Annotated in this window: 22 protein-coding genes and 1 pseudogene; 15 read left to right on the forward strand and 8 right to left on the reverse strand. The window is 63.1% G+C overall.

All coding sequences use genetic code 11. The features are described from left to right. Positions 1–17 precede the first annotated feature (17 nt). Positions 18–1,403, reverse strand: a complete 1,386-nt coding sequence (chrA, locus tag AAE027_RS14150) for a chromate efflux transporter (RefSeq protein ID WP_370985901.1) — start codon at positions 1,401–1,403, stop codon at positions 18–20. Continuing rightward, positions 1,403–2,221: a chromate resistance protein ChrB domain-containing protein gene (locus AAE027_RS14155; protein ID WP_370985902.1), complete on the reverse strand. Its 819-nt coding sequence runs from the start codon at positions 2,219–2,221 to the stop codon at positions 1,403–1,405. The genes chrA and AAE027_RS14155 overlap by 1 nt, the downstream gene beginning before the upstream one ends. A gap of 197 nt (positions 2,222–2,418) precedes the next feature. Here AAE027_RS14155 and dmeF point away from each other — a divergent pair, with 197 nt between their 5' ends. Then, positions 2,419–3,405: a CDF family Co(II)/Ni(II) efflux transporter DmeF gene (gene dmeF / locus AAE027_RS14160; RefSeq protein ID WP_091893240.1), complete on the forward strand. Its 987-nt coding sequence runs from the start codon at positions 2,419–2,421 to the stop codon at positions 3,403–3,405. 79 nt (positions 3,406–3,484) lie between these two features. Next, positions 3,485–4,315, forward strand: coding sequence for an N-acyl homoserine lactonase family protein (locus AAE027_RS14165; protein WP_370985903.1), 831 nt, complete (start codon positions 3,485–3,487; stop codon positions 4,313–4,315). A 57-nt stretch (positions 4,316–4,372) separates the two neighbouring features. On the opposite strand, the gene AAE027_RS14170 is transcribed toward AAE027_RS14165, so the two are convergent. Further along, positions 4,373–5,530, reverse strand: coding sequence for an MFS transporter (locus tag AAE027_RS14170; protein WP_370986055.1), 1,158 nt, complete (start codon positions 5,528–5,530; stop codon positions 4,373–4,375). A gap of 172 nt (positions 5,531–5,702) precedes the next feature. Here AAE027_RS14170 and AAE027_RS14175 point away from each other — a divergent pair, with 172 nt between their 5' ends. Beyond that, positions 5,703–6,962 (forward strand): adenylate/guanylate cyclase domain-containing protein, encoded by a 1,260-nt coding sequence (locus AAE027_RS14175; RefSeq protein ID WP_370985904.1) that lies wholly within the window; start codon positions 5,703–5,705, stop codon positions 6,960–6,962. Positions 6,963–7,115: 153 nt separating this feature from the next. Here the strand turns inward: AAE027_RS14175 and AAE027_RS14180 are convergent, their stop codons facing one another. After that, a complete protein-coding gene (locus AAE027_RS14180; protein ID WP_370985905.1) occupies positions 7,116–8,360 on the reverse strand; it encodes an MFS transporter in 1,245 nt (414 codons plus the stop codon). Positions 8,361–8,530: 170 nt separating this feature from the next. Here AAE027_RS14180 and AAE027_RS14185 point away from each other — a divergent pair, with 170 nt between their 5' ends. Continuing rightward, positions 8,531–9,883 (forward strand): Nramp family divalent metal transporter, encoded by a 1,353-nt coding sequence (locus AAE027_RS14185; RefSeq protein ID WP_370985906.1) that lies wholly within the window; start codon positions 8,531–8,533, stop codon positions 9,881–9,883. A 138-nt stretch (positions 9,884–10,021) separates the two neighbouring features. On the opposite strand, the gene AAE027_RS14190 is transcribed toward AAE027_RS14185, so the two are convergent. The 3 genes from AAE027_RS14190 to hemB all read right to left on the reverse strand — a co-directional run bounded on the left by AAE027_RS14190 (position 10,022) and on the right by hemB (position 12,908). Next, positions 10,022–10,798, reverse strand: a complete 777-nt coding sequence (locus AAE027_RS14190) for an arginyltransferase (RefSeq protein ID WP_370985908.1) — start codon at positions 10,796–10,798, stop codon at positions 10,022–10,024. A gap of 114 nt (positions 10,799–10,912) precedes the next feature. Further along, entirely contained in the window at positions 10,913–11,452 is a 540-nt protein-coding gene (locus tag AAE027_RS14195; RefSeq protein ID WP_164939858.1) for an RDD family protein, read from the reverse strand. A gap of 394 nt (positions 11,453–11,846) precedes the next feature. Continuing rightward, a complete protein-coding gene (gene hemB, locus AAE027_RS14200; RefSeq protein WP_370985910.1) occupies positions 11,847–12,908 on the reverse strand; it encodes a porphobilinogen synthase in 1,062 nt (353 codons plus the stop codon). Between the two features lie 123 nt (positions 12,909–13,031). Here hemB and AAE027_RS14205 point away from each other — a divergent pair, with 123 nt between their 5' ends. The 6 genes from AAE027_RS14205 (at position 13,032) to nrdR (ending at position 17,351) form a co-directional block, all read left to right on the forward strand. Continuing rightward, a complete protein-coding gene (locus AAE027_RS14205; RefSeq protein WP_128955723.1) occupies positions 13,032–13,529 on the forward strand; it encodes a DUF6163 family protein in 498 nt (165 codons plus the stop codon). A gap of 543 nt (positions 13,530–14,072) precedes the next feature. Then, complete coding sequence (gene ldtR, locus AAE027_RS14210; protein ID WP_091893258.1) at positions 14,073–14,591, forward strand: transcriptional regulator LdtR; 519 nt, start codon at positions 14,073–14,075, stop codon at positions 14,589–14,591. Between the two features lie 201 nt (positions 14,592–14,792). Beyond that, positions 14,793–15,029: a hypothetical protein gene (locus tag AAE027_RS14215; protein WP_091893370.1), complete on the forward strand. Its 237-nt coding sequence runs from the start codon at positions 14,793–14,795 to the stop codon at positions 15,027–15,029. A 37-nt stretch (positions 15,030–15,066) separates the two neighbouring features. Continuing rightward, complete coding sequence (locus AAE027_RS14220) at positions 15,067–15,288, forward strand: hypothetical protein (RefSeq protein WP_091893260.1); 222 nt, start codon at positions 15,067–15,069, stop codon at positions 15,286–15,288. Positions 15,289–15,554: 266 nt separating this feature from the next. Continuing rightward, positions 15,555–16,853, forward strand: coding sequence for a serine hydroxymethyltransferase (gene glyA / locus AAE027_RS14225; protein WP_370985911.1), 1,299 nt, complete (start codon positions 15,555–15,557; stop codon positions 16,851–16,853). A gap of 15 nt (positions 16,854–16,868) precedes the next feature. Continuing rightward, entirely contained in the window at positions 16,869–17,351 is a 483-nt protein-coding gene (nrdR, locus tag AAE027_RS14230) for a transcriptional regulator NrdR (RefSeq protein WP_011087793.1), read from the forward strand. 181 nt (positions 17,352–17,532) lie between these two features. Here the strand turns inward: nrdR and AAE027_RS14235 are convergent, their stop codons facing one another. Beyond that, complete coding sequence (locus AAE027_RS14235) at positions 17,533–17,784, reverse strand: helix-turn-helix domain-containing protein (protein ID WP_370985913.1); 252 nt, start codon at positions 17,782–17,784, stop codon at positions 17,533–17,535. A 53-nt stretch (positions 17,785–17,837) separates the two neighbouring features. Between AAE027_RS14235 and AAE027_RS14240 the strand changes: the two genes are divergently transcribed. The 5 genes and pseudogenes from AAE027_RS14240 to AAE027_RS14260 all read left to right on the forward strand — a co-directional run bounded on the left by AAE027_RS14240 (position 17,838) and on the right by AAE027_RS14260 (position 21,675). Next, positions 17,838–18,065 (forward strand): helix-turn-helix domain-containing protein, encoded by a 228-nt coding sequence (locus tag AAE027_RS14240; protein ID WP_370985914.1) that lies wholly within the window; start codon positions 17,838–17,840, stop codon positions 18,063–18,065. Between the two features lie 311 nt (positions 18,066–18,376). Next, positions 18,377–19,627, forward strand: coding sequence for a hypothetical protein (locus AAE027_RS14245; RefSeq protein WP_370985915.1), 1,251 nt, complete (start codon positions 18,377–18,379; stop codon positions 19,625–19,627). 186 nt (positions 19,628–19,813) lie between these two features. Continuing rightward, a pseudogene (locus tag AAE027_RS14250) lies at positions 19,814–20,092 on the forward strand (transposase); the annotation flags it as partial. 103 nt (positions 20,093–20,195) lie between these two features. Next, positions 20,196–21,299: an AAA family ATPase gene (locus AAE027_RS14255; protein WP_370985917.1), complete on the forward strand. Its 1,104-nt coding sequence runs from the start codon at positions 20,196–20,198 to the stop codon at positions 21,297–21,299. Then, positions 21,256–21,675, forward strand: coding sequence for a hypothetical protein (locus AAE027_RS14260; protein ID WP_370985918.1), 420 nt, complete (start codon positions 21,256–21,258; stop codon positions 21,673–21,675). The genes AAE027_RS14255 and AAE027_RS14260 overlap by 44 nt, the downstream gene beginning before the upstream one ends. The last annotated feature ends 151 nt before the right edge of the window (positions 21,676–21,826 follow it).

Raw genomic sequence — 21,826 nt, forward strand, 5'->3', positions numbered from 1 at the left:
CTCTTGCTAACCACGCCCTAGATCACCCCCGCCAGCCGCAGCGCCACGCCGGCGGCGCTGCTGCCCGCAAGCACCGTGAGCATGCCGAGCTTGAAGCGGAAGATCGCGGTGGCGGCCGCGATCGACAGCACCAGCGCCGGAACATCGACGCTCGTCAGCACCGGCCTGTCGAAGTCGAATGGAAACGCGTGCACCGGCACGGTCTCGCGGAACAGCGTGTGTAGCGCGAACCAGATCGAGAGGTTCAGGATGACGCCGACCACCGCGGCGGTGATCGCGCTGAGCGCGCCGGCCAATCCCGTATTGCCGCGCAGGCGCTCGATATAGGGCGCGCCGACGAAGATCCAGAGGAAGCAGGGCGTGAAGGTGACCCAGGTCGCGAGCAGTCCGCCGAACGTTGCCGCCAGCATTGGCGACAGGCCGCTGGCATTGCGATAGGCGGCCATGAAGCCGACGAACTGGAGCACCATGATCAGCGGGCCCGGCGTGGTCTCGGCCATGCCGAGGCCGTCCAGCATCTCGTGCGGCTTCAGCCAGTGATAATGCTCGACCGCCTGCTGCGCGACATAGGCCAGCACGGCATATGCGCCGCCGAAGGTGACCAGCGACATTTTTGAGAAGAACAGCGCGATCTGGCTGAAGACGTTGTCCTGACCGAAGGCCGCGAGCAGGGCCACGACTGGCACGAGCCAGAGCGCAAGCCACAACGCGCCGACGCGGATCGCGCGGCCGGTGTTGGGACGAATGTGCTCGGGCACGGCTTCGCCGAGCATGCTGTCGATCGCAGCGTTGTTGCCGCCATGGCCGTGACCGGCCGGCGCGAATTCCGGACGGCCACTTCTGGCGCCGGCATAGCCGATGATGCCGGCGGCGATGATGATGATCGGGAAAGGCACCGCTAGGAAGAAGATCGCGATGAAGGCTGAGGCTGCGAGCGCGATCATGATGCGGTTCTTGAGCGCGCGCTTGCCGACGCGCACCACGGCCTCGACGACGATGGCGAGCACGGCGGCTTTCAGCCCGAAGAACAGCGCCTCGACGAAGCTGACATTGCCATAGGCGGCGTAGACGTAGCTGAGGCCCATGATGGCGATGATGCCGGGCAGGATGAACAGCCCGCCCGCCACCAGCCCGCCGGCGGTGCGATGCATCAGCCAGCCCACATAGGTCGCCAGCTGCTGCGCCTCCGGTCCCGGCAGCAGCATGCAGTAGTTCAGCGCATGCAGGAAACGGCCTTCGGAGATCCACTTCTTCTCCTCGACCAGGATACGATGCATCACCGCGATCTGGCCCGCGGGCCCACCGAAGCTCAAGGACGCGACGCGGAGCCAGACGCGAAAGGCCTCATTGAAGCTGACGCCGTGACCGGCGTCAGCTCCTGCTTGAACGTTACGGGTATCCATTACGCCTTCACCTTGTTGGTCGGCCAATTGTGGGTCTCGGCCGTGGCATCGCGGCACCAGCGATAGAAGGCGTCGTAGAGCACCATGCCGGCCTCGAGCTGTTCGAGGTCGTCGTCATACATGCGCGACAGTCCGAGCGAGGCCGCGAGCAGGCCCGGCGCCTCCGGCGCAAGATCGGGCCGGGCGGTGTCGGCGCCGCGCACCAGAGTCGCGAGCCTGAGCAGGGCCGGCGATGCGATCCCGAACTCCTCGATCATGACATCGAAGGTGCAGAGCTCGCCGCGGTGGCTCCAGAACACGTTCTCGATGTCGAAGGGAGCTGCATTGAACCGCTCGCCGACGCCGACCACTTCGGACGGTGTCACATACAGGAACACCGCGTTGGGATCGACAAAGCGGCGGATCAGCCAGGGGCAGGCGATGCGGTCGATCTTCGGCCGCGCCCGCGTGACCCAGACGGTGCGCCCCCTCGCATCGCGCGGCGGCAGCTTGCGCGTGTCGAGCAGCGGCAGCTTCGCTGCCTTCCAGCCCTCGAAGCCGCCGTCCAGCGTCTCGGCCTGGACGCCGAGCTGGCGCAGCCAGGCCGCCGTGCCCTGTGCGAGCTTTTCGCCGCGCAGGCACGCGACGATCGCCCGGCGGCCGGCGAAGTCGCGGCCCCAGTCCTGGACCTTGTCGTGGCTGAGCTTGATCGAGCCGGGGATCAGCCGCTGATCAGCGGCAAAATCCTCCTCGGTCCGAACATCGATAAGTGCAGGGGCATTGGCCGTGCCAATCAGGCGCGCCAATTTGTCGGATGATATGGTCGTGAAAGTAGACATGATGCGTCCTCGCAAAAACCGAACGGGACGCGATACTTGGGCATGTCGCCTCGTGGGGAGATCGCTCAAATCCCCATGGCGCAGATTACAGCGAAACTAAGCAGGACTGTCAATCCACTGCATGATTGGGCCTTAGAAAATCGGACCCCGGCGGTCTATACTGCGCGCCGACAGACCTGAATTTTCTGGAGAATTCGATGCACTCGCACTCCATCGAGCAATGGACCCACGATCACGCCTTCCTCGGCGACAAGCACGAGGAGAACGAGCGGCGCACCTGGCTCGTGGTCGTCCTGACGCTGGTCATGATGGTCGGCGAGATCGTCGCCGGCTCGCTGTTCGGTTCCATGGCGCTGCTCGCCGACGGCTGGCACATGGGAACGCATGCCGCCGCGCTTGGCATTGCGGCGTTCGCGTATCGCTTCGCGCGCCGGCACCTGGGAAATGCGCATTTCACCTTCGGCACCGGCAAGTTCGGCGATCTCGCCGCCTTCTCCAGCGCGATCATCCTGGGCCTGATCGCAGTCGAGATCGCCTATGAGAGCGTGCTGCGGCTGATCACGCCGGTGCCGATCGTCTTTGGCGAGGCGATCGCGGTTGCCGCGCTCGGCCTGTGCGTCAACCTCGCCAGCGCGTGGCTTTTGCGCGGCAGCCACGATCACCACCATCACGGCCACGATCACGGCCATAGCCACGCGCATGATCATCACGATGATCATGACAACGACCATGATCATCATGGCCATCACCACCATCATCATCACGACAACAATCTTCGTGCTGCCTATGTGCACGTCATGGCAGATGCGGCGACCTCGGTGCTGGCGATCGCAGCGCTCGTCGTCGCGATGTATTCAGGCTGGGTCTGGGCCGATCCGGCCGTCGGCCTGATCGGCAGCGTCGTGATCGCGAGCTGGGCGTTCGGCCTGATCAAGACATCAGGCGCGGTGCTGCTCGACGTGCGCGCCGACGAGAAGCTGGAGCGGGTGATCCGGGCGCGCATGGAGATCGGCGACGACCGCGTCACCGATCTGCACCTGTGGCAGGTCGGCCCCGGCCATTGTGCCGTGCTGCTCTCGGTGGTGTCGGACCAGCCGAAGCAGCCGGCCGTCTACAAACGGCGACTGGCCGGGCTGAAGGGCCTCAGCCACGTCACGGTCGAGGTCGAGACCTGCCCGCATTGACGGGCTTTACGGGAATTCCGCGAACGGGCCGGGGTTGATCCTCGGTCGTGGCCTGCATGGCTGTACGGGAGGAACAACAATGATGCCCGGGATGAAGTTCGCGCTCGCCATTGCTGCACTCGCTCTGTCCAGCCCTTCAGCGCTGGCACAATCGGAAAAGCCCGGCGTCGAAAGGCTCTACGTGCTGAATTGCGGGGAGGGCACCGCGGGCGACATCTCGCGCTGGACGCCCGGCCTGAACGAAGGCAAGGCGATGGACTTCGTCGACACCTGCTATCTCATCAAGCACAGCAAGGGCTGGTTCCTGTGGGACACCGGCATTGCCGATTCCGTCGCCGCGATGCCGAATGGTCTCGTGCCCGCCGATCCCAAAGCCGTCACCTGGCGCCGGCCGAAGACGCTTGCCGCCCAGCTCGAGCAGCTCGGCGTCAAGCCCGCCGACATCAAGGCGATGGCGGTTTCGCACACGCATCCCGATCACATCGGCAATGTCGAGCTGTTTCCGCAGGCGACGCTCTATGTGCAGAAGGCCGAATATGATTGGCCCGCCGCCAACAACGAGCCGCGCTTCAAGCCGTCACATCCGGTCGAACTGCTGGCGGGCGACAAGGACGTGTTCGGCGACGGCAGCATGACGATCCTGTCGACGCCCGGCCACACGCCGGGGCACCAGTCGCTGCTGGTGAAATTGCCGAAGACCGGCGCGGTGATCCTGTCGGGCGATGCCGTGCACTTCAAAGACAATTGGGACAACCGCCGCGTGCCCAGCATGAACGTGAGCAAGGACCAGACCGCGGCCTCGATGCAGAAGATCGCCGACACGCTCGCCAAGGAAAAAGCCCAGCTCTGGATCAACCACGACAAAGCCCAGCGCGACAGCCAGAAGATGGCGCCGGAGTTTTACGACTGAGATCCGAATCTGGCGTCTTCGGTCAAATCGCCGCTTGTGCGCGAAAGCTGTGGGCGGTCAATCCGGGCGGCGCTCCGGGCGGATCAGGAACAGGGCCGCCAACGCCGAGAGGCTGAGCGCGGAGGAGACGATCAGCACTTTGGCGCCCATGATGTCGATCAGCAGGCCGAAGGCGAGCGGCGCCACCGCCTGCGCCATCCGCGCCGGCGCGCCGATGATGCCGAGACGGTAGCCAAAGTCCTTCGGCCCGAAGATCGCGAGCGGCAGCGTGCCGCGCGCGATCGTCAGGATGCCGTTGCCGGAGCCGTGGAACAGCGCAAACGCGCTCGCTGCAGCGCCGCCGAAGATCGCGACGACCACCGCGCCGATCGGATGGGTGAGGCAGGCGAGCCGCGTCGACCACAGCGGGTGGAAGCGGCTGAGAACGCCGGCTTCGAGGATACGTGCGCCGACCTGGGCCGGGCCGATCAGCGCGCCGGCCGCGATGGCCTCGACCGGCGTTGCGCCGGTCGTCTCCAGGATGCGCGGGAAATGCGCAGCCATCGCGCCGGTGACGGTCCAGACCGCGGCGAAGATGAAGGCGAGCAGGATCATGGTGCGGTCGAGCGGCAGGTGCGGCTTCTCGGCGGTCGCTGCGGCCTGCCTGGCGCCCTTGATCGCCGGGAGCATAAAGAAGTTGAGAGGCAGGCCGATCAGGATGTTGGCGGCGGCCCAGGCAAAGCAGGTCTCGCGCCAGCCGATATGGGACAGCCCCCAGGCGGTGAGCGGCCAGCCGACCGTGGAGGCGAAGCCCGCCATCAGCGTGATGCCGGTGATGGGCCTGCGCGCCTCGGTGCCGTAGATGCGGCCGAGCGCGGCGAAGGCGGCATCATAGAGGCCCATCGCCATGCCGATGCCGAGCACGAGCCAGGCGATCGCCATCACCACCACCGACTGCGAGAGGCCGAGCAGGACGAGGCCGGCAGCGATGGTCAGGTTCGAGGCCGACAGCACCTGCCGTCCGCCGACGAGATCGATCTGTCGCCCGATGCGCGGGCCGAGCATCGCCGCGATCACGAGCGAAGCCGAGAACGCGGCAAAGATCCAGTTGGAGGAGATGCCGAGGTCGTGCGCCATGGGATCGGCGAGCAGAGCCGGCAGATAATAGCTGGAAGCCCAGGCCAGGGTCTGCGTGGTGCCGAGCGCCAGGATGATCGGAAGCTGGCGCTGGGTCATTCGCGCGTGCTTCCGATTCTGGCCGACAAAGTCATCATCGCCGGCATTTGCAGCCCGCGCGGCGGACGCGTCAACCACGGCGGCGGCATATTCGACCTGCAAGGGACGGGAGCCTGGCGTCACGTCGGCCCTCGCGCCTTTCGCTCGTCACGAATGCGCGTCATAATGGCATATGCAAGTAACTTCGCGCCTTTCACTGATGAACTGGGTCGCCGGCCAGGGGCTTACGGGCCTCCCCGAACCCGAGCTGCTCCGCGGTTTCTGCGAGCGCTGCTGCGCCGAAGGGCTCGACCTGTCGCGCGGGCTCGTGGTCATCGACACGCTGCATCCGATCTACGAGGGCCGCGCGTTTCGCTGGAGCGATACGCCAACCAACGAGAGCGACGTCATCGAATACGGTTCGACCGCGGAGGGCGACGCCGCCAAGAACTGGCGCCGGTCGGTGTTCTATCATCTGCTCGAGCACGGGCACGACGAGATGGTGATCGATCTTGCCGATGCCCCGTCGCTCGATTTCTCGCAGATCGGCGACCTCGCCGAAAAGGGCCATCGGCATTTTCTTGCTTTCGTGCATCGATTCGGCGAGACCGGCGCGCTCGGACAGATGGACTGTCTCTACTCCTACTGGACGACGCGGCGCGAGCACGGCTTTACGGAATCCGAGCTGGTCGCGCTGCGCGACCTCGTCCCCGTTCTTGGTCTCGCGATCAAGTCGGCGCAGCAGGTCGACATCGTGCGCACGCTCGGCCGCGTCTATCTCGGCCGCGACGCTTCCGAGCAAGTGCTCCGCGGGCGCATCTCGCGCGGCGTTACCGAGCGCATCAACGCCGTGCTCTGGTATTCGGACCTGCGCGGCTCGACCGGGATTAGCGAAAGCATCGGTCCCGACGAGATCATTCCGTTCCTCAACGACTATGCGCAGGCCGTGATCGACGCCATCCACGATGCTGGCGGTGACGTCCTCAAGCTGATCGGCGATGGTGTGCTCGCGATGTTCTGGGGCGAGGATATGGCGGATGCGCGTCGGGCCGCGCTGCGCGCCGAGCATCTGTTTCGCAAGAACATCACTGCCTTGAACAAGCGCCGCGCGGCCGACGGCCGTCCCACCACGTCGGCCTATATCGGCCTGCATGTCGGCGAGGTCTTCTACGGCAATATCGGCAGCGAGGACCGGCTCGATTTCACCGTGGTGGGCCCGACGGTGAACGAGGTCAGCCGCATCGCCTCGATGAGCCGCTCGGTCGATCGCGAACTGCTGGCGTCATCGGAGTTTTACAAGGGTCTCGACGCCACTGGGCGCCGCTATCTCGTCTCCACCGGCCGCTACGCGCTGCGTGGCATCGGTCGCGCACAGGATCTCTACACGCTCGATCCCGACGTCGACGCCAGCGAGCCCGTGACGGGGAGCTACGAGCGGTATCTGGCGGGTTAGCGCAGGCTGCTTCCCCAACGTCGTCCTGGCGAAAGCCAGGACCCATAACCACCGTCCATAGTTTTGCGAAGATTGGTGATGACCACCGCGCGACACGTCTACTCCCTGGGGTAATGGGTCCTGGCTTTCGCCAGGACGACGCCAGGAAATGGTTCAACACCGCGCCGGCGCCTCATCGCCCACCATGTCCGGCTGCCGGTCGAGTGCCACAGCCGGTGACAGCAGGATCACCAGCGCCTGCACGCCGAACACGGCGGCGGCGAGATAGAGGCAGGCTTCCGCGCTCCAGATGCCGCCGACGATTGCGCCCAGCGCCGAGCCGAGCGGACGGGCGCCATAGCTCATGATGTTGATGGCGGAGACGCGTCCCAAGAGGCGCGGCGGTGTCACCGACTGGCGCAGTGTCGTGGTCGAGATCACCCACAGGATCGGCCCGACGCCCAGCAGGAAGAAGCTCAAGGCCGCAAGCCAGGGCGAGGGGACCAGCACCGTCAGTGCCATCACGAGTGCGGCGACGAAGCCGGTGACGGGCCCGAGCCCGACCACGGTGCCGAACGCGACGCGCTGCATCACGCGCGTGGCGACCAGCGCGCCGATTACCATGCCGACGCCGTACATCGTCAGCACGGTGCCGACGCCGGCGGCGGTCAGGCCGAGATGGCGCACGGCATAGGGCACGAACACCGCGATCTGCACGAACCATCCGGTGTTGAAGATGAACTGGGTGATGAACACCGGCCGCAGCAGCGGGTGGTGAAACACGAAGGCTGCGCCTTCGCGGATGTCCTGGAACGGGTGGCGCTGCGGCGCCGGCGCGCGGGCAGGCTCGTAGATGCCGGCGAGCAGCACCACCGCGACGGCCGAGAGCGCCGCGGCAAAGCCGAAGGCCGGGCTCGCGCCCCACCATCCCACCAGCGCGCCGCCGAGCGCAGGCCCGCTCGCAAAGGCGATGGTGCGCGCGAGCTCGATCCGCGCATTCGCCGCCGGCAACAGGTCCGGGCTCACCAGCGACGGCACCAGCGCCGGCGCGGCCACGCTGTAGACGACGGTGCCGCACACCGCAGCGAAGCCGAGCAACGCCAGCAGCGGCAGATTGAGCGCGCCCAGCGCCAGCAACAGCACGATGGCTGCGAGTGCGGCGGCCCGCAACGCCTCGGCTCCCGCCATCAGCCAGCGGCGGGAGATGCGGTCGGCGAGCACGCCGGCGGGAATGGCGAACAGGACGAAGGGCAGGGTGAGGGCGGTCTGTAGCAGGCCGGTCCGGCCTTCGGCGACCCCCAGCGTCAGCACCGCGACGATGGGCGCTGCGGCCAGTGCGATCTGCTCGGCCGATTGCGCCGCAAGGTTCGACCAGGCGAGGCGGTTGAAGGTGTCAGGGAGGCGAGGAGGCGTTGACATGGCTCATATCCTGCAGAGGCGAATTTGCGCCAATGTTCGCCCGTGAGGACCACCGAACCCACCCGCTTCCCGACAAGAGGCGAGATTGCCACGGCCACGCCAGGAACCGGTGTGGCTAGATGCAGTTGCAAATGAGTTGCAATAAGAACCAAGTCGGGTATTCTGCCAGCATGGATGCCCGATCACCCCACCTGACCCCCGACGCAGCCGGCTGGCGTGCCGACGCGCCCATCACCAAGAGCCTCGCCGAGGTCAATTCCACCGTCGCCATTCCGGCCGCCGGCCGCTGGTGGCGGCGGCTGCTGGCCTTCGTCGGTCCGGGCTACCTCGTCTCGGTCGGCTACATGGATCCCGGCAACTGGGCGACCGACCTCGCCGGCGGATCGAAGTTCGGCTACACGCTGCTCTCGGTCATCCTGCTCTCGAACCTGATGGCGATCCTGCTGCAGTCGCTGGCGGCGCGGCTCGGCATCGTCACCGACCGCGACCTCGCGCAGGCCTGCCGCGCCACCTATTCGCCGGCGGTGAACTTCCTGCTCTGGCTCGCCTGCGAGGCGGCGATCATCGCCTGCGATCTCGCCGAGGTCATCGGCACCGCGATCGCGCTGAAGCTCCTGTTTGGCATTCCCCTGATCGGCGGCGCGCTGCTCGCAGCGCTCGACGCCTTCCTGCTGCTGCTCCTGATGAACCGCGGCTTCCGCTTCCTCGAAGCCTTCGTCATCGCGCTGCTGGTGGTGATCGCGGTCTGCTTCGTGGTCCAGATCGCGGCTGCGGCGCCGCCGGTCGCGGAAGTGCTGCACGGTTTCGTGCCGAAGACCGAGATCTTCACCAATTCCGAGATGCTCTACATCGCGATCGGCATCATCGGCGCGACCGTGATGCCGCATAATCTCTATCTGCACTCCTCGATCGTGCAGACGCGCGCTTACGAGCGCAACGACACTGGCCGGCGCGAAGCGATCAAATGGGCGACGACGGACTCGACCATTGCCCTGATGCTTGCGCTGTTCATCAACGCCGCGATCCTCGTCGTGGCAGCTGCGACCTTCCACAAGAGCGGTCATCCCGACGTCGCCGAGATCGGCCAGGCCTTCGAGCTCTTGTCGCCGCTGCTCGGCCTCGGCATCGCCTCGACGCTGTTCGCGGTGGCGCTGCTGGCCTCCGGCCTCAACTCGACGGTGACGGCGACGCTCGCCGGCCAGATCGTGATGGAGGGCTTTCTCGACCTGCGTCTGCCGAGCTGGGCACGCCGCCTGCTCACGCGCGGCATCGCCATCATTCCGGTGATCATCGTCACCGCGATCTATGGCGAGCGCGGCACGGCGGATCTGCTCGTGTTCAGCCAGGTCGTGCTGTCGATGCAGCTCCCCTTCGCCGTCATCCCGCTGGTCCGCTTCGTCTCCGATCGCCGCAAGATGGGCCAGTTCGCGATTCCGGTCTCGGTCGCCGCGATCGCGTGGATCGTCGCAGGCGTGATCGTGACTTTGAACGTGAAGCTGCTGGCGGATACGCTGTTCGGGTGATGTCGCCGCAATGTTTTCTGTCATCGCCCGGTTTAACCGGGCGATCCAGTATTCCAGAGACCGTTGTGATTGAGTCGAGAAGCCGCGGCGTACTGGATGCCCCGGTCAAGCCTGGTCAAGCCGGGGCATGACAGCGAGCTAATCCTGCGGCTCCGACGTCGTGTCCCCGTGCGCGTCGATGCGCAGCCAGCCTGAGGGCGCAAGCCGCTGCTGCGGCAGGAAGCGGGCCTTGTAGTCCATCTTCTTGGAGCCCTCGATCCAGTAGCCGAGATAGACGTAAGGCAGGCCCTGCCGGCGCGCGCGGGCGATGTGGTCGAGGATCATGAAGGTGCCCATCGAGCGGCTGTCCTGGCTCGGCTCGAAGAAGGAATAGACCATCGACAGACCGTCGCTGAGCACGTCGGTCAGCGCCACTGCGATCAACTCCTCGCCGCGGCCAGTGAGGCCGCTGTCCGGGCCGCGCTTGCGGTACTCGATGATACGGGTCTCGACATGGCTGTCCTCGACCATCATGGCGTAGTCGAGCACGGTCATGTCGGCCATGCCGCCGTGGCGGTGGCGGGCGTCGAGATAGGCGCGGAATACCGAATATTGCTCGGAGGTGGGCACCGCGCTGCGCTGCTCGCCGATAATGTCGCTATTGCGCGCCAACACTTTTCGGAAGTTGCGGGAGGGCCGGAACTCGTTGGCGATGACCCGGACCGAGACGCAAGCGCGGCACTGATCGCAGGCCGGCCGGTACGCAATCGACTGGCTGCGCCGGAAGCCGCCATGGGTCAGGAGGTCGTTGAGGTCACCGGCGCGCTCACCTACGAGGTGCGTAAACACCTTGCGCTCATGTCGGCCCGGCAGATAGGGGCACGGGGAAGGCGCCGTGAGGTAAAATTGAGGGGTATCGCGCGAGTGCTGGGTCAAGGGACGTCGTGGGCCTCCGAACTGTATCTCAGCATCGCGCTACGGACGCTCCCGGTCAATTGGCCTGCTCGGCAGATCAGTCAGTCTAGAAGGTCCGGGTTGACAGGTCGTTGATCAGTACGTCCTTGCGGCCTGGGGCGCGGGTACGCGAACCGAGTTGTTAATCACGACCGTTCCCAGCACGAAATCGTGCAGCAGGCGACGGCGGCCGTTGAACAGGCCGACCAGCACCACGAAGGGCGACAGGAACGAGATCGTCACCCAGAACAGCACGGCATGGGTGGCGCCGAGGACGAAGTAACCGGGCGCGCCGTACCAGGTGCGCAGTTCCAGATCCATCACGCGCATGCCCACTGTTGCGGAGGAAGGGCCGCCGATGCTGGCGCCGTAATAGACGATGGCCCAGACCACCGAGGCCGGCCAGGCGATCCAGAACAGCGCCCAGCCGATGCCAAGCGTCACCACGCCGAACAGGGCGATGAAGATGTAGCCGAGGATCACCGGCACCGAGATCACGACCATGTCGATCAGGAAGGCGAATACCCGCCGCGTTGCAACGCCGCGGAACAGTTCCGGATGCAGATAGGGGTCGTAGGCGTGCGGCTGCATCCCGCCGTCGTTGCGCCAGGCGCCTGAATTGCCCGAGTCCGACATGTCCGTTTCTCCCAGCGAACCCCCGTGGCAGGACATGGGAACAGGTCTTCCGCATGCCAAGGGCGCGCTGGGATCAACAAGCGAAAATATTCCGGCGATTCGGCGGCTGTTGAAAGCGGCGAGTTATCAATCCCGGTGTCGTCCTGGACCCATTACCGCAGGAGGGAGGGATTGCGGCGAAATGCCACTACGAGTCCTCGTCAAACGAAAGCTGGTGGGTATGGGTCCTGGCTTTCGCCAGGACGACGATGAGGAGGCAGGTGCGCCCGGTCTTCGCCGAAACGACGATGGGGAGGCAGCGGTAGGATGGGCAAAGACGCGTTAGTGCCGTGCCCACCATCGTTCCGCGATCACAAGCCGGAATGGTGGGCACGTCGCTACGCCCTACAGCACCTTATCCTTGGCTCCGCAGCTTCTCCGCGGCCTTCGGCGCGAAGTAGCTCAGCACACCGTCGGCGCCGGCGCGCTTGAAGGCGAGCAGGCTTTCCATCATGGCACGGTCGCCGTCGAGCCAGCCGTTATTGGCGGCGGCTGCGATCATCGCGTATTCGCCGGAGACCTGGTAGGCGAAGGTCGGCATCGCGAAGGTATCCTTCACGCGGCGGACCACGTCGAGATAGGGCATGCCCGGCTTCACCATCACCATGTCGGCGCCCTCGGCGATGTCGAGCTCGACCTCGCGCAGAGCTTCATCGGTGTTGGCGCTGTCCATCTGGTAGGTCCGCTTGTCGCCGGTGAGCGTCTTGGCCGAGCCGATGGCATCGCGGAACGGGCCGTAGAAGGCCGAGGCGTATTTGGCGGCATAGGCCATGATCTGCACGTCGAGCAGGCCGGAGCGGTCGAGCCCCTCGCGGATCGCGGCGACGCGGCCGTCCATCATGTCGGAGGGTGCGATGATGTCGCAGCCGGCCTCGGCCTGCACCAGCGCCTGACGCACCAGCACTGCGACCGTCTCGTCGTTCAAGATCTTGCCGTCGGAGATCAGGCCGTCATGGCCGTGACTGGTGAAGGGATCGAGCGCGACGTCGCAGAGAATGCCGATCTCCGGAAACTCCTTCTTGATCGCGCGCACAGCCTGGCAGACCAGATTGTTCGGATTGGTCGCTTCCGATCCTTCCTCGTCGCGCAGGGACGGGTCGGTATAGGGAAACAGCGCGATGCAAGGGATGGTGAGCTTCATGGCGCGCTCGACTTCGCGCACGGCCTGATCGACACTGAGCCGGTCGACGCCGGGCATCGACGCGACCTGCTCGCGCTTATTGCTGCCGTCGATCAGGAACAGCGGCCAGATCAGATCATCCGTGGTGAGGACATTCTCGCGCACCATGCGCCGCGCCCACTCGGCCTTGCGGTTGCGGCGCGGACGGACGGTCAGATCGAGGGCAGGGGAGGCGCCGGCATCATCCCGGCGCGAAACCTCGCGCAGTTCGATCGGACGTCCGTATTTGATCGCCATTACTCTTCCTCCGGCTGGAATTATTCTTATACCAGCTCGCATGGTTCCCGTCACCGCGGCTTGACCTGCCGCAAGGGATGGCCGCCGATTGATTTTGCGGGGCGAAACAGCCAGAAGGGGGCCATGTCCGAGATCTCCACCCGCGATGCGGCCCGCGACAATGCCAGGGACAACGCCAGAGACACCGCCAGGGATGGCGCGATGTCGGTGGCTGCGATCTCGTCGGAGCGCTCCCAGTCCGATGACAATGTGTGGACGCGCCGGCTCGTGCTGTTTCTGCGGGTGATGGCTCTGCTCTCGATCCTGAAGGGTCTCTATCACTGGGCGCAAGTGACGGGTTTCGTCGGTGGCGAGGACGAGGCCTTCGAGAACCAGTCGATGGCCTGGCAGGCCGCGACCGTCTACTTCGCCGTGATCGAGCTCGTCGCGGCGGTTGGCCTATGGCTGGCGACGCCCTGGGGCGCGGTGGTGTGGTTGACGACCGTAGTGTCGATGGCGGTGATCGAGCTGATGTTCCCCGGCATCTACGGCGGCAGCCTCGTCGTGGTCGGCGTCGAAGCGTTCATGCTCGCCGCCTATCTCGCGCTCGCCTGGATGGCCGCACGGGAACGGCCGCCGTAGGCGACGTTGTCGCCCGCAAAAATTATCTCGTGCCCCGGACGCAATGCAGCGCGCCCCTGGCGATGCGAAGCGTCGTCCAGTGCGGTGTGATGCGTTGCAGAGCCGGCCTCATCTCACTGCAATCTCGTTTGTGGCTTTCTGGGTCCCGGCTCTGCGCTTCGCTTGTCCGGGACACGAGACTGGCGTTAGCGGAGTTGTGCGCGATTGATTGACCGTTGGTTGCCTAAAATTCGTAGTAAGTTTTCGTTGACCAGCCTGTTCCGCCACAGCTGTTACGCGCCCGTTTCGAAACGGGGCGGGGCTGTACTGGAATGCGACAATAGGGGCGGACGGAGGGTGAACAGGACCTTGCGAGGGTCAACAGAGGGTTGCGAAAAGTCCTTTTGCTACAGGCTTAATCCGCAATTCACTGTCTTAAATTCATGATCTCTTTATTCTCTTATTTAAGCCGATCTTCAAACGAGCCCCTTAAGTTGCACCTATCAGACGGGACACAAGTTTCGTCGAATAAGTGTCGATAAAAACGACAACAGGGGAAGTGTCATGATGAAAGCCGTCGCAACTGCGGCAGATACCGCAGAGCGCGTCTCCGGCCAGCAGGGTTCGGTGCAGTCGCTCTATCTGGAAGCTTTGACTCTGGTGGAGCGGCTGCATCGCCGGCTCCTCGACGTGATCAAGGATGAATTCGATCGCCGCGGCCGTGCGGACATCAACTCGGTTCAGGCGCTCTTGCTCTACAACATCGGCGACAAGGAGCTGACCGCGGGCGAGCTGCGCACGCGCGGTTACTATCTCGGCTCCAACGTCTCCTACAATCTGAAGAAGCTCGTCGAGCTCGGCTTCCTCGATCATCAGCGCTCGCGCGTTGATCGCCGCTCGGTGCGCATCCGCCTGACCCCGCAGGGCCACGAAGTCCGCCGCATCGTCGATGCGCTCTATCAGAAGCACGTCAAGACGGTGGAGCAGGTCGGCGGCATCTCCGGCGAGGAGTTCTCGACCCTCAACAAGTCGCTGCACCGTCTCGAGCGGTTCTGGACCGACCAGATCCTGTACCGGCTCTGAGTTCCAAGGGATCAAGGCCAAGCCGGCCCCCAACAAGACCGGCAAGCCTCCCGAACGTGCCTTAGACTTCCCCAAGCGCGCCGGCCCGGATTTCGTCCGGACCGGGGCGTTTTGTATTTTTTCGCACCTGCGAAAAAAACCTCGCAGGTGAGGAACCAGTTCCGGGCTCGGCGCTTATCTCCGTCGGATCGGAGAATGTCGATGCTGGTCGAGCGCGGGCCTCAGGCGATGAACGTGGAACTCGTGAGCGAGGCCTACGCCATTGCCGCGAACTACCTTCGCCGCTCCGGCGCGATTCCCGATTCCCTCGTCACCGACGAGCGCCTGCTCAGGATCATCGTCAAGCTGCTCCAGCAGGGCGAATTCAACAAGATCAGGCTCGCCAACAAGGCGATCGCCCGGTTCGAGACGCAGTCCGAGGCCCGCGCGGTTGCCTGATCAAAACTCCCAAGATTCAAGAGAACCAGAGGGTGCCATGGAAGCCGCCATCGACCGCATCATGCAGACCTATGACCTGCTCGCCAACCGCACCGCAGCGGCGAGCGAGGAGGCACGGGCCAAGGTCACCAACTATCTCAATACGTTGATGGAGGCCGGCGAGAAGGACACCCACCGGTTGACGGTCTGCGGCCTGACCTATCTCCGGCAGCTCGACGGCAGCGTGGACCCGGTGAAGGCGGGCTATACCGGGCTGTGAAACGCCACCGGCTCGGGCCGGCGGCCGTTGGCGCGAGCTGGGGCCCAAAGCGGTCCTAGTCCGGACAGTCGCAGAGGAGCGGTTCTATGAAACCGCTTCAGCGCCGAAAACCTCAAATTCCCACCATATCTTGCATAAATCTCAGGCCCGACCCGCAAATGCTTGGCCGGGGGCGGGCGATGTGGTAGATCGCGCGTGCTTCCGACCGCCACACCAGACCCGCCCGTAGCCCGCCAAAAGGCTGCGGCGGTGGAGATATTCGCAAGATGACCTCAGCCAAAACCGCCTCCGCGCCCGATTCGTTTTTCACCGCCTCGCTCGAGCAGGCCGACCCGGACATTGCCGCCGCCATCAGGGGCGAACTCGGCCGGCAACGCCATGAGGTCGAGCTGATCGCCTCCGAGAACATTGTCAGCCGGGCCGTGCTGGAAGCGCAGGGTTCGGTGATGACCAACAAATATGCGGAAGGTTATCCGGGCGCGCGTTACTACGGCGGTTGCGAGTGGGTCGACGTCGCCGAGAACCTTGCGATCGATCGCGCCAAGAAGCTGTTCGGCGCCAACTTCGCCAACGTACAGCCGAACTCGGGCAGCCAGATGAATCAGGCGGTGTTTCTGGCGCTGCTCCAGCCCGGCGACACCTTCATGGGTCTTGATCTTGCGGCCGGCGGCCATCTCACCCACGGCTCGCCCGTCAACATGAGCGGCAAGTGGTTCAAGGCCGCGCACTACACCGTGCGCCGCGAGGACCAGATCATCGACATGGACGCGGTCGCCAAGCAGGCCGAAGAGGTCAAGCCGAAGCTGATCGTCGCGGGCGGCTCGGCCTATTCGCGCGCCTGGGACTTCAAGCGTTTCCGCGAGATCGCGGACAGCGTCGGCGCCTATCTCTTGGTCGACATGGCGCACTTCGCCGGCCTCGTCGCCGGCGGCGTGCATGCTTCGCCGGTGCCGTATGCCCACGTCACCACCACCACGACGCACAAGTCGCTGCGCGGTCCGCGCGGCGGCCTGATGCTGTGGAATGACGAGACGCTGACCAAGAAGCTCAACGGGGCGATTTTCCCGGGCCTCCAGGGCGGCCCCCTGATGCACGTGATCGCGGCGAAGGCGGTTGCCTTCGGCGAGGCGCTGCGTCCGGACTTCAAGGTCTATGCCAAGAACGTCGTCGAGAACGCCAAGGCATTGGCCGAGGCGATGAAGAGCCACGGGTTCGATATTGTCTCTGGCGGTACCGATAACCATCTGATGCTCGTCGACCTCAGGCCGAAGGGCCTGAAGGGCAACGTCTCGGAGAAGGCGCTGGTGCGCGCCGCCATCACCTGCAACAAGAACGGCATTCCGTTCGACCCCGAAAAGCCCTTCGTCACCTCGGGTCTCCGTCTCGGCACTCCGGCCGCGACCACCCGCGGCTTCGGTGTTGCCGAATTCCAGCAGGTCGGCGGCATGATTGCCGAGGTCCTCAACGCGATCGCGCAGTCCGACGACGGCAAGGCGCCGCTCGTGGAAGCTGCGATCAAGGAATGGGTCAAGGCGCTCACCGACCGGTTCCCGATCTACCAGTAAGGCTTGGGTAAACGGATGCGCTGCCCGAACTGCAACAGTCTCGATACGCAGGTAAAGGACTCGCGTCCGACCGAGGACTCTTCTGTCATCCGCAGGCGGCGCGTATGCGTTGCCTGCAATTTCCGCTTCACCACCTTTGAGCGCGTGCAGCTGCGCGAGCTCACGGTGATCAAGCGCAACGGCCGCCGCGTGCCGTTCGACCGCGACAAGCTGATGCGCTCGGTGCAGATCTCGCTTCGCAAGCGGCAGGTTGAGCCGGAGCGGGTGGAGAAGATGGTCTCCACCATCGTGCGCGAGCTCGAGACCGGCGGCGAGGCCGAGATTTCGTCCGAGGTGATCGGCGAGACCGTGATGGAGCATCTGCGCACGCTCGACGACGTCGCCTATGTGCGCTTCGCCTCCGTCTACCGCAATTTCCGCGAGGCCAAGGATTTCGCCGACGTGCTCGGCGAGCTCTCCGGTGAGGAGGAAGCGCGGCTCGCCGCGATCCGCAAATGATCTTCCGCATATTGGATAATCATTGTTGCTGTAACCTCTTGTTTTAATTTAGTTTTTTGAGGGGTCCAAAATGAGTGGCCCCCACGGTGGCCCCCAAAGGAGCCGGATAAAAGCGGAGAGTTTCGGACAAAAACAAGCCGCCCTGAGGGGCGGCTTTTTCGTTGGCGCTCGTCCGGGCCGATCACTTGCCGGACTTCCACGGCTTCAGCTCGCGGTCGTTCATGACGTCGATGCTGTCGAGGTCGATCAGCGTTTTTCGCCCGCGCTTGTAAGCGATGATCGCCTTGGCGTTGATCTTCTCATAGAGCGTGGTGTGGCCCATCTTGGCGTAGGCACATGCCTCCTTGACCGTCGCCAACCGACGCGGCTGGCTGAAAATGGCCTTCTTCTGACCGCCGTGCTTCTTGTTCTTCTGTTGGACACGACGCGCCATCTTGAATACTATAGTCTGTAGCACTTTAGTCTTCAAGTTCAGATGATGGCGGGGTGGGCAGCCCTAACATCACCTTAGGAAAAATTATCTCTGGTCTAAGGCACTCAGCCGGACTGTCCCAAGAGGAGCTTGCGGACCGCGCAGGTATCCATCGGACCTACGTGAGCCAGATAGAACGCGGTCTGAAATCTCCGACCATCGTTATGCTTTTGAGGCTGTCGAAAGCGCTAGAGACAACCCCCAGCAAGATTATGCGTCAATTGGAGGCTGAGACTGGCTGACGGCGAAGCGGCTTAAGGTGCCCACTAGGCCGTGTATCCATAAACCCGGCGGCGTGATGCGACTCACGCAATGTCTGCTTTGCCCCTATGGCGACCGACTTCGGGCGGCAGCGCAATATGTCGCGATGGGCCAATTCCAGACATGAGGTGAAGAAGTCGGCTTTGTAGCGTGATCGGGGCTCGCTTCAAATCAGCTAATAATTGGTGAACTCGAATTATGTAGATCTCAGTAGATGTTGATCACTCGCGCAACCTCTGTTTGGTAACGGGAAGCTCTCCACGTGCGGCCCAGACGCAACATTGGTGGTGGGATGGAAAAGGTTGTCACCTTAATCGGAGCCATAGTCCTCCTTTTGCTAGGCACGGGAGCCGTGGTGGTTTTCGCAGAGTTGCGGGCGCTTGGCGGGCTGGCCTTTACGAAGTCGGTCAAGGTCACCACACCCGGCGAGGATCGCGGGTACTATTTCCGGTTCAAGGCCAGCTACGCCTACAAAGGAAAGCCGCTCGACTTCGACATCGTGGTCGGCTGCCGTGTTCGCATCACGACCTACAGGGATAACGACCGAACGGTAGAGGTCGGCATCGCGCCGATGGCGTATGGCCTCAAGATGAAGGATGGGCGCGGGATCGTGGTACGTCCGCCCGAGGCGTGTCGGGGGGAGACGACTGATAACGGCAAAGTGCCCGCAGCGTTGCTTCCGCTCGTCGTGACCTACGAGAATGCAGATCAGCCCTGGTTCGGCCTCGCCTACGCGTCTGAAGATGCCTACGCGAGCCCGATATCCGAGCTCCAGTTCTTTGGAGCGACCATTAGCAAGGCGACGCGCGAGGAATGGGAGGCATGGCGTCGTACCGAGGCGCCGAAGAATTTCGTCACTTACGAACTCCTGGGAATCAACGATAAGAATCGTTGGGATAAGCCGCGCTGGAAACCCGGGTATCGAGCCATGGGGTCGATTTGCACCGGCTTTTCGCGCGTGAAACTTCCAGAACCAGTGAGCGAAGCTGTTCGTCAATATTGGCCCGCGAGCAGGCCCGACTATTGGTATCCAAATGACGATGCGCAACGTGCATTCCGTTCTTCAGGGGATTACCGGGGACAAAAGATGCTCTTCGACGGTAATCCCCTTCGCGACTATTCTCCCACGGAAGCCGGTTTTTTCCCGGGGCTTCCGCGCCACAAGCCGGGCGCATTGATCTTCTTCTCGGGGCATGTTGTTGGCGACGTGTATCCGGCAAGCTCCGACCTTTCGATGAGTCGTCTGGATGCTGCCGGGCAGCTATCAGCAGAAATCAAGGCAAAGGCGAGAAAGAGCTACGCCGACGCGAGCGTGCGTCCCGAGCTTAAGGGCTTCGCCTCTTGTGACCTCGTCTGGAACATCGACGGCGTTCCATCCGAAATCAGCAATCCCGGCAATCCCAATGCAAATCGCATCAATGGTCAGCAAATCAACGAAGACCTGAATCGGGTGACGGGTGACTTCGCCTATGCCTTCGAACGCGATGAATACGTCTACTTCTACAAGCGCTACTCGCTGGTGAGTACCTTTGGGGGGTTATAGCTATTCTGTTCGCGGCTCACGCGCGTCATGTCATGTCCGGAACGGGTCATTTTCGACGCATTTGGCAGAGATTGAGGACTGGTTGATGTCCGCTCCTGTCCGTAAGCGCCGTACTAAGAGCGGGCCAGGAGCGTTGCGTTTGGCCGGACTGCCGTGATTCAAACTCCCGAACTGGGGGCTCGAATCATGCACTACGAACTCGCCGACCATGAATGGACCGCCATCAAGCCGATGCTGCCGAACAAGCCGCGTGGCGTTCCTCGGGTGAACGACAGACGGGTCCTGAATGCCATCTTCTGGGTCCTCCGATCAGGAGCACCCTGGCGTGATCTGCCGACGGCGTTTGGCCCATACACCGCTTGCTACAACCGCTTCGTTAGGTGGCGGCGGGCCGGTGTTTGGGGCCGCATCATAGAAGCCCTTGCGACTGCCCATGATGCCGCTGTCCAGATGATCGACACCTCCCCCAAAAAGAGCTCGGAGAAGTTGCGGGAAGCCTTGACTCTCGAAACCGGTTGCCTCCCTATCCCGGCGGCCCGCGCGCGCGCCGCCGGGATAGGGAGGCCGGATGACGGAGTTTCGCTCGGAGATCAGGGACAGTGTAATTCGCGACCTCGCTGTGAAGGTCAAAGGTTCCGATTATGGCGCTTATCTGCGCCGGATTCGGCTTGCGCGCGCCCGCGCCTTTTCTGGTGAAACGGTTGATTTCGAGTTCCCCGTTACCGCGTTGATTGGAACCAACGGCGGCGGGAAGTCGACGATCCTCGGCGCTGCCGCCATTGCGTACAAATCGATTAGGCTCGCGCTTTTCTTCCCGAAGAGTTCTCTCGGCGACGAGTCCATGCGGGATTGGAGCATGGCCTACGAGTTGGTCGACAAGTCGAAAAATCCAACTCAGAGCATTCAAAGGACTGCGCGATTCCGAAACGCCAAATGGGCACGGGATGACTTAGTCGACCGTCACGTTCTGTACTTCGGGATTAACCGAACTGTTCCTGCTGGCGAACGGCGGGAGTTCAAAAAATTCGCCACGATCAACTACAAGTTCGCCGGGTCCCGATCCGTCATGGAAAAGGCAGTTGCGGAGCAAGTCGCTCGCATCCTGGGGAAGGACGTTTCCAAGTTTCAGCGCGCCGATATCTCTGGATCGCAAGCATTTTATAGTGGCGGAGACGGGCAGATTTCCTACTCGGAATTTCATTTCGGTGCGGGTGAGTCCTCTGTCATCCGCATGGTTAGTGAGATCGAGGCCGCGCCAACCAACGCCCTGGTCTTGATCGAAGAGATCGAAAACGGCCTGCATCCGGTCGCCACGAAGGCGATGGTGGAATATCTGATGGATGTCGCCAAACGGAAGGCTATTCAATCCATTTTCACGACACATTCAGAAGATGCGCTGGAACCGTTGCCGTCTGAAGCAATATGGTCGGCAATCGATGGAAAGGCCAGACAAGGCCGTGTCTCGATTGCTGCACTACGGGCAATCACCGGTCGCATCGATCAGCGCATGGCAATCTTCGTCGAGGATGCCTTTGCTAAGGATTGGGTCGAAAGCATCATTCGGCATTTCCTGCCCGACCGGATGGATGAGATCGGCGTTTATGCGGTGAGCGGCGACGGCACAGCCCATGCAATCCATATCGCACAGGAAGAATCCAGCAGTCGCCGATAAGTTAAAGTCCGTTTGCATTGTGGATGGGAATAGCAAAATTCAGGAAGATATTCCCAGCGCCATTATTAAGCTTCCGGGCGATGTTCCTGAAGCTGAGGTCTTCAACTATGTGCGGGGCGAGATCGCTCCGTTGGCAATGCAGCTTGCCGTCGCGCTTCATTTGTCTCCTGAAAAGGATGCATGGGTCAAAAAGATCGTTGAAGGCATTTCAATATCGAACCGCGATCCCCATTTGCTCTTTCACCAAGTGGGGCGCTCTGCTGGCTTAATCCCTGCCAATATCGTTTCGTCTGCGTTTATAGGACTATGGCTTGCCGGAAACGTAGACAAGGCAAGGCCGATTGCCGATATGATTGCCGCTAACTTAGAAGGCTAACGATATGGCAGAGCGAAGGCCCAGATCGGACGACCCGGAGCAATCGAAGGCCTGCATTGAGAGGCTCAAGGAGATCGGCGCGGACGAAGATATTGGTGGCAACGACCAACCAACATCCGAAGCGTCCTGAGCAGAAACACAATTATAAGAT

The sequence above is a fragment of the Bradyrhizobium sp. DN3 genome, assembly GCF_041357655.1.
In the GTDB taxonomy this organism is placed as follows: Bacteria; Pseudomonadota; Alphaproteobacteria; order Rhizobiales; family Xanthobacteraceae; genus Bradyrhizobium.

What these genes read in the sequence shown, in the direction of transcription:
- AAE027_RS14170 (WP_370986055.1), bottom strand. Translation starts at nt 5,530, where the DNA reads ATGACCCAGCGCCAGCTTCCGATCATCCTGGCGCTCGGCACCACGCAG.
- chrA (WP_370985901.1), bottom strand. Translation starts at nt 1,403, where the DNA reads ATGGATACCCGTAACGTTCAAGCAGGAGCTGACGCCGGTCACGGCGTC.
- AAE027_RS14215 (WP_091893370.1), top strand. Translation starts at nt 14,793, where the DNA reads ATGCTGGTCGAGCGCGGGCCTCAGGCGATGAACGTGGAACTCGTGAGC.
- AAE027_RS14180 (WP_370985905.1), bottom strand. Translation starts at nt 8,360, where the DNA reads ATGTCAACGCCTCCTCGCCTCCCTGACACCTTCAACCGCCTCGCCTGG.
- AAE027_RS14245 (WP_370985915.1), top strand. Translation starts at nt 18,377, where the DNA reads ATGGAAAAGGTTGTCACCTTAATCGGAGCCATAGTCCTCCTTTTGCTA.
- AAE027_RS14220 (WP_091893260.1), top strand. Translation starts at nt 15,067, where the DNA reads ATGGAAGCCGCCATCGACCGCATCATGCAGACCTATGACCTGCTCGCC.
- AAE027_RS14175 (WP_370985904.1), top strand. Translation starts at nt 5,703, where the DNA reads ATGCAAGTAACTTCGCGCCTTTCACTGATGAACTGGGTCGCCGGCCAG.
- AAE027_RS14255 (WP_370985917.1), top strand. Translation starts at nt 20,196, where the DNA reads ATGACGGAGTTTCGCTCGGAGATCAGGGACAGTGTAATTCGCGACCTC.
- AAE027_RS14260 (WP_370985918.1), top strand. Translation starts at nt 21,256, where the DNA reads ATGCAATCCATATCGCACAGGAAGAATCCAGCAGTCGCCGATAAGTTA.
- dmeF (WP_091893240.1), top strand. Translation starts at nt 2,419, where the DNA reads ATGCACTCGCACTCCATCGAGCAATGGACCCACGATCACGCCTTCCTC.
- AAE027_RS14165 (WP_370985903.1), top strand. Translation starts at nt 3,485, where the DNA reads ATGATGCCCGGGATGAAGTTCGCGCTCGCCATTGCTGCACTCGCTCTG.
- AAE027_RS14185 (WP_370985906.1), top strand. Translation starts at nt 8,531, where the DNA reads ATGGATGCCCGATCACCCCACCTGACCCCCGACGCAGCCGGCTGGCGT.
- nrdR (WP_011087793.1), top strand. Translation starts at nt 16,869, where the DNA reads ATGCGCTGCCCGAACTGCAACAGTCTCGATACGCAGGTAAAGGACTCG.
- AAE027_RS14155 (WP_370985902.1), bottom strand. Translation starts at nt 2,221, where the DNA reads ATGTCTACTTTCACGACCATATCATCCGACAAATTGGCGCGCCTGATT.
- AAE027_RS14195 (WP_164939858.1), bottom strand. Translation starts at nt 11,452, where the DNA reads ATGTCGGACTCGGGCAATTCAGGCGCCTGGCGCAACGACGGCGGGATG.
- ldtR (WP_091893258.1), top strand. Translation starts at nt 14,073, where the DNA reads ATGATGAAAGCCGTCGCAACTGCGGCAGATACCGCAGAGCGCGTCTCC.
- AAE027_RS14235 (WP_370985913.1), bottom strand. Translation starts at nt 17,784, where the DNA reads ATGGCGCGTCGTGTCCAACAGAAGAACAAGAAGCACGGCGGTCAGAAG.
- AAE027_RS14205 (WP_128955723.1), top strand. Translation starts at nt 13,032, where the DNA reads ATGTCCGAGATCTCCACCCGCGATGCGGCCCGCGACAATGCCAGGGAC.
- hemB (WP_370985910.1), bottom strand. Translation starts at nt 12,908, where the DNA reads ATGGCGATCAAATACGGACGTCCGATCGAACTGCGCGAGGTTTCGCGC.
- glyA (WP_370985911.1), top strand. Translation starts at nt 15,555, where the DNA reads ATGACCTCAGCCAAAACCGCCTCCGCGCCCGATTCGTTTTTCACCGCC.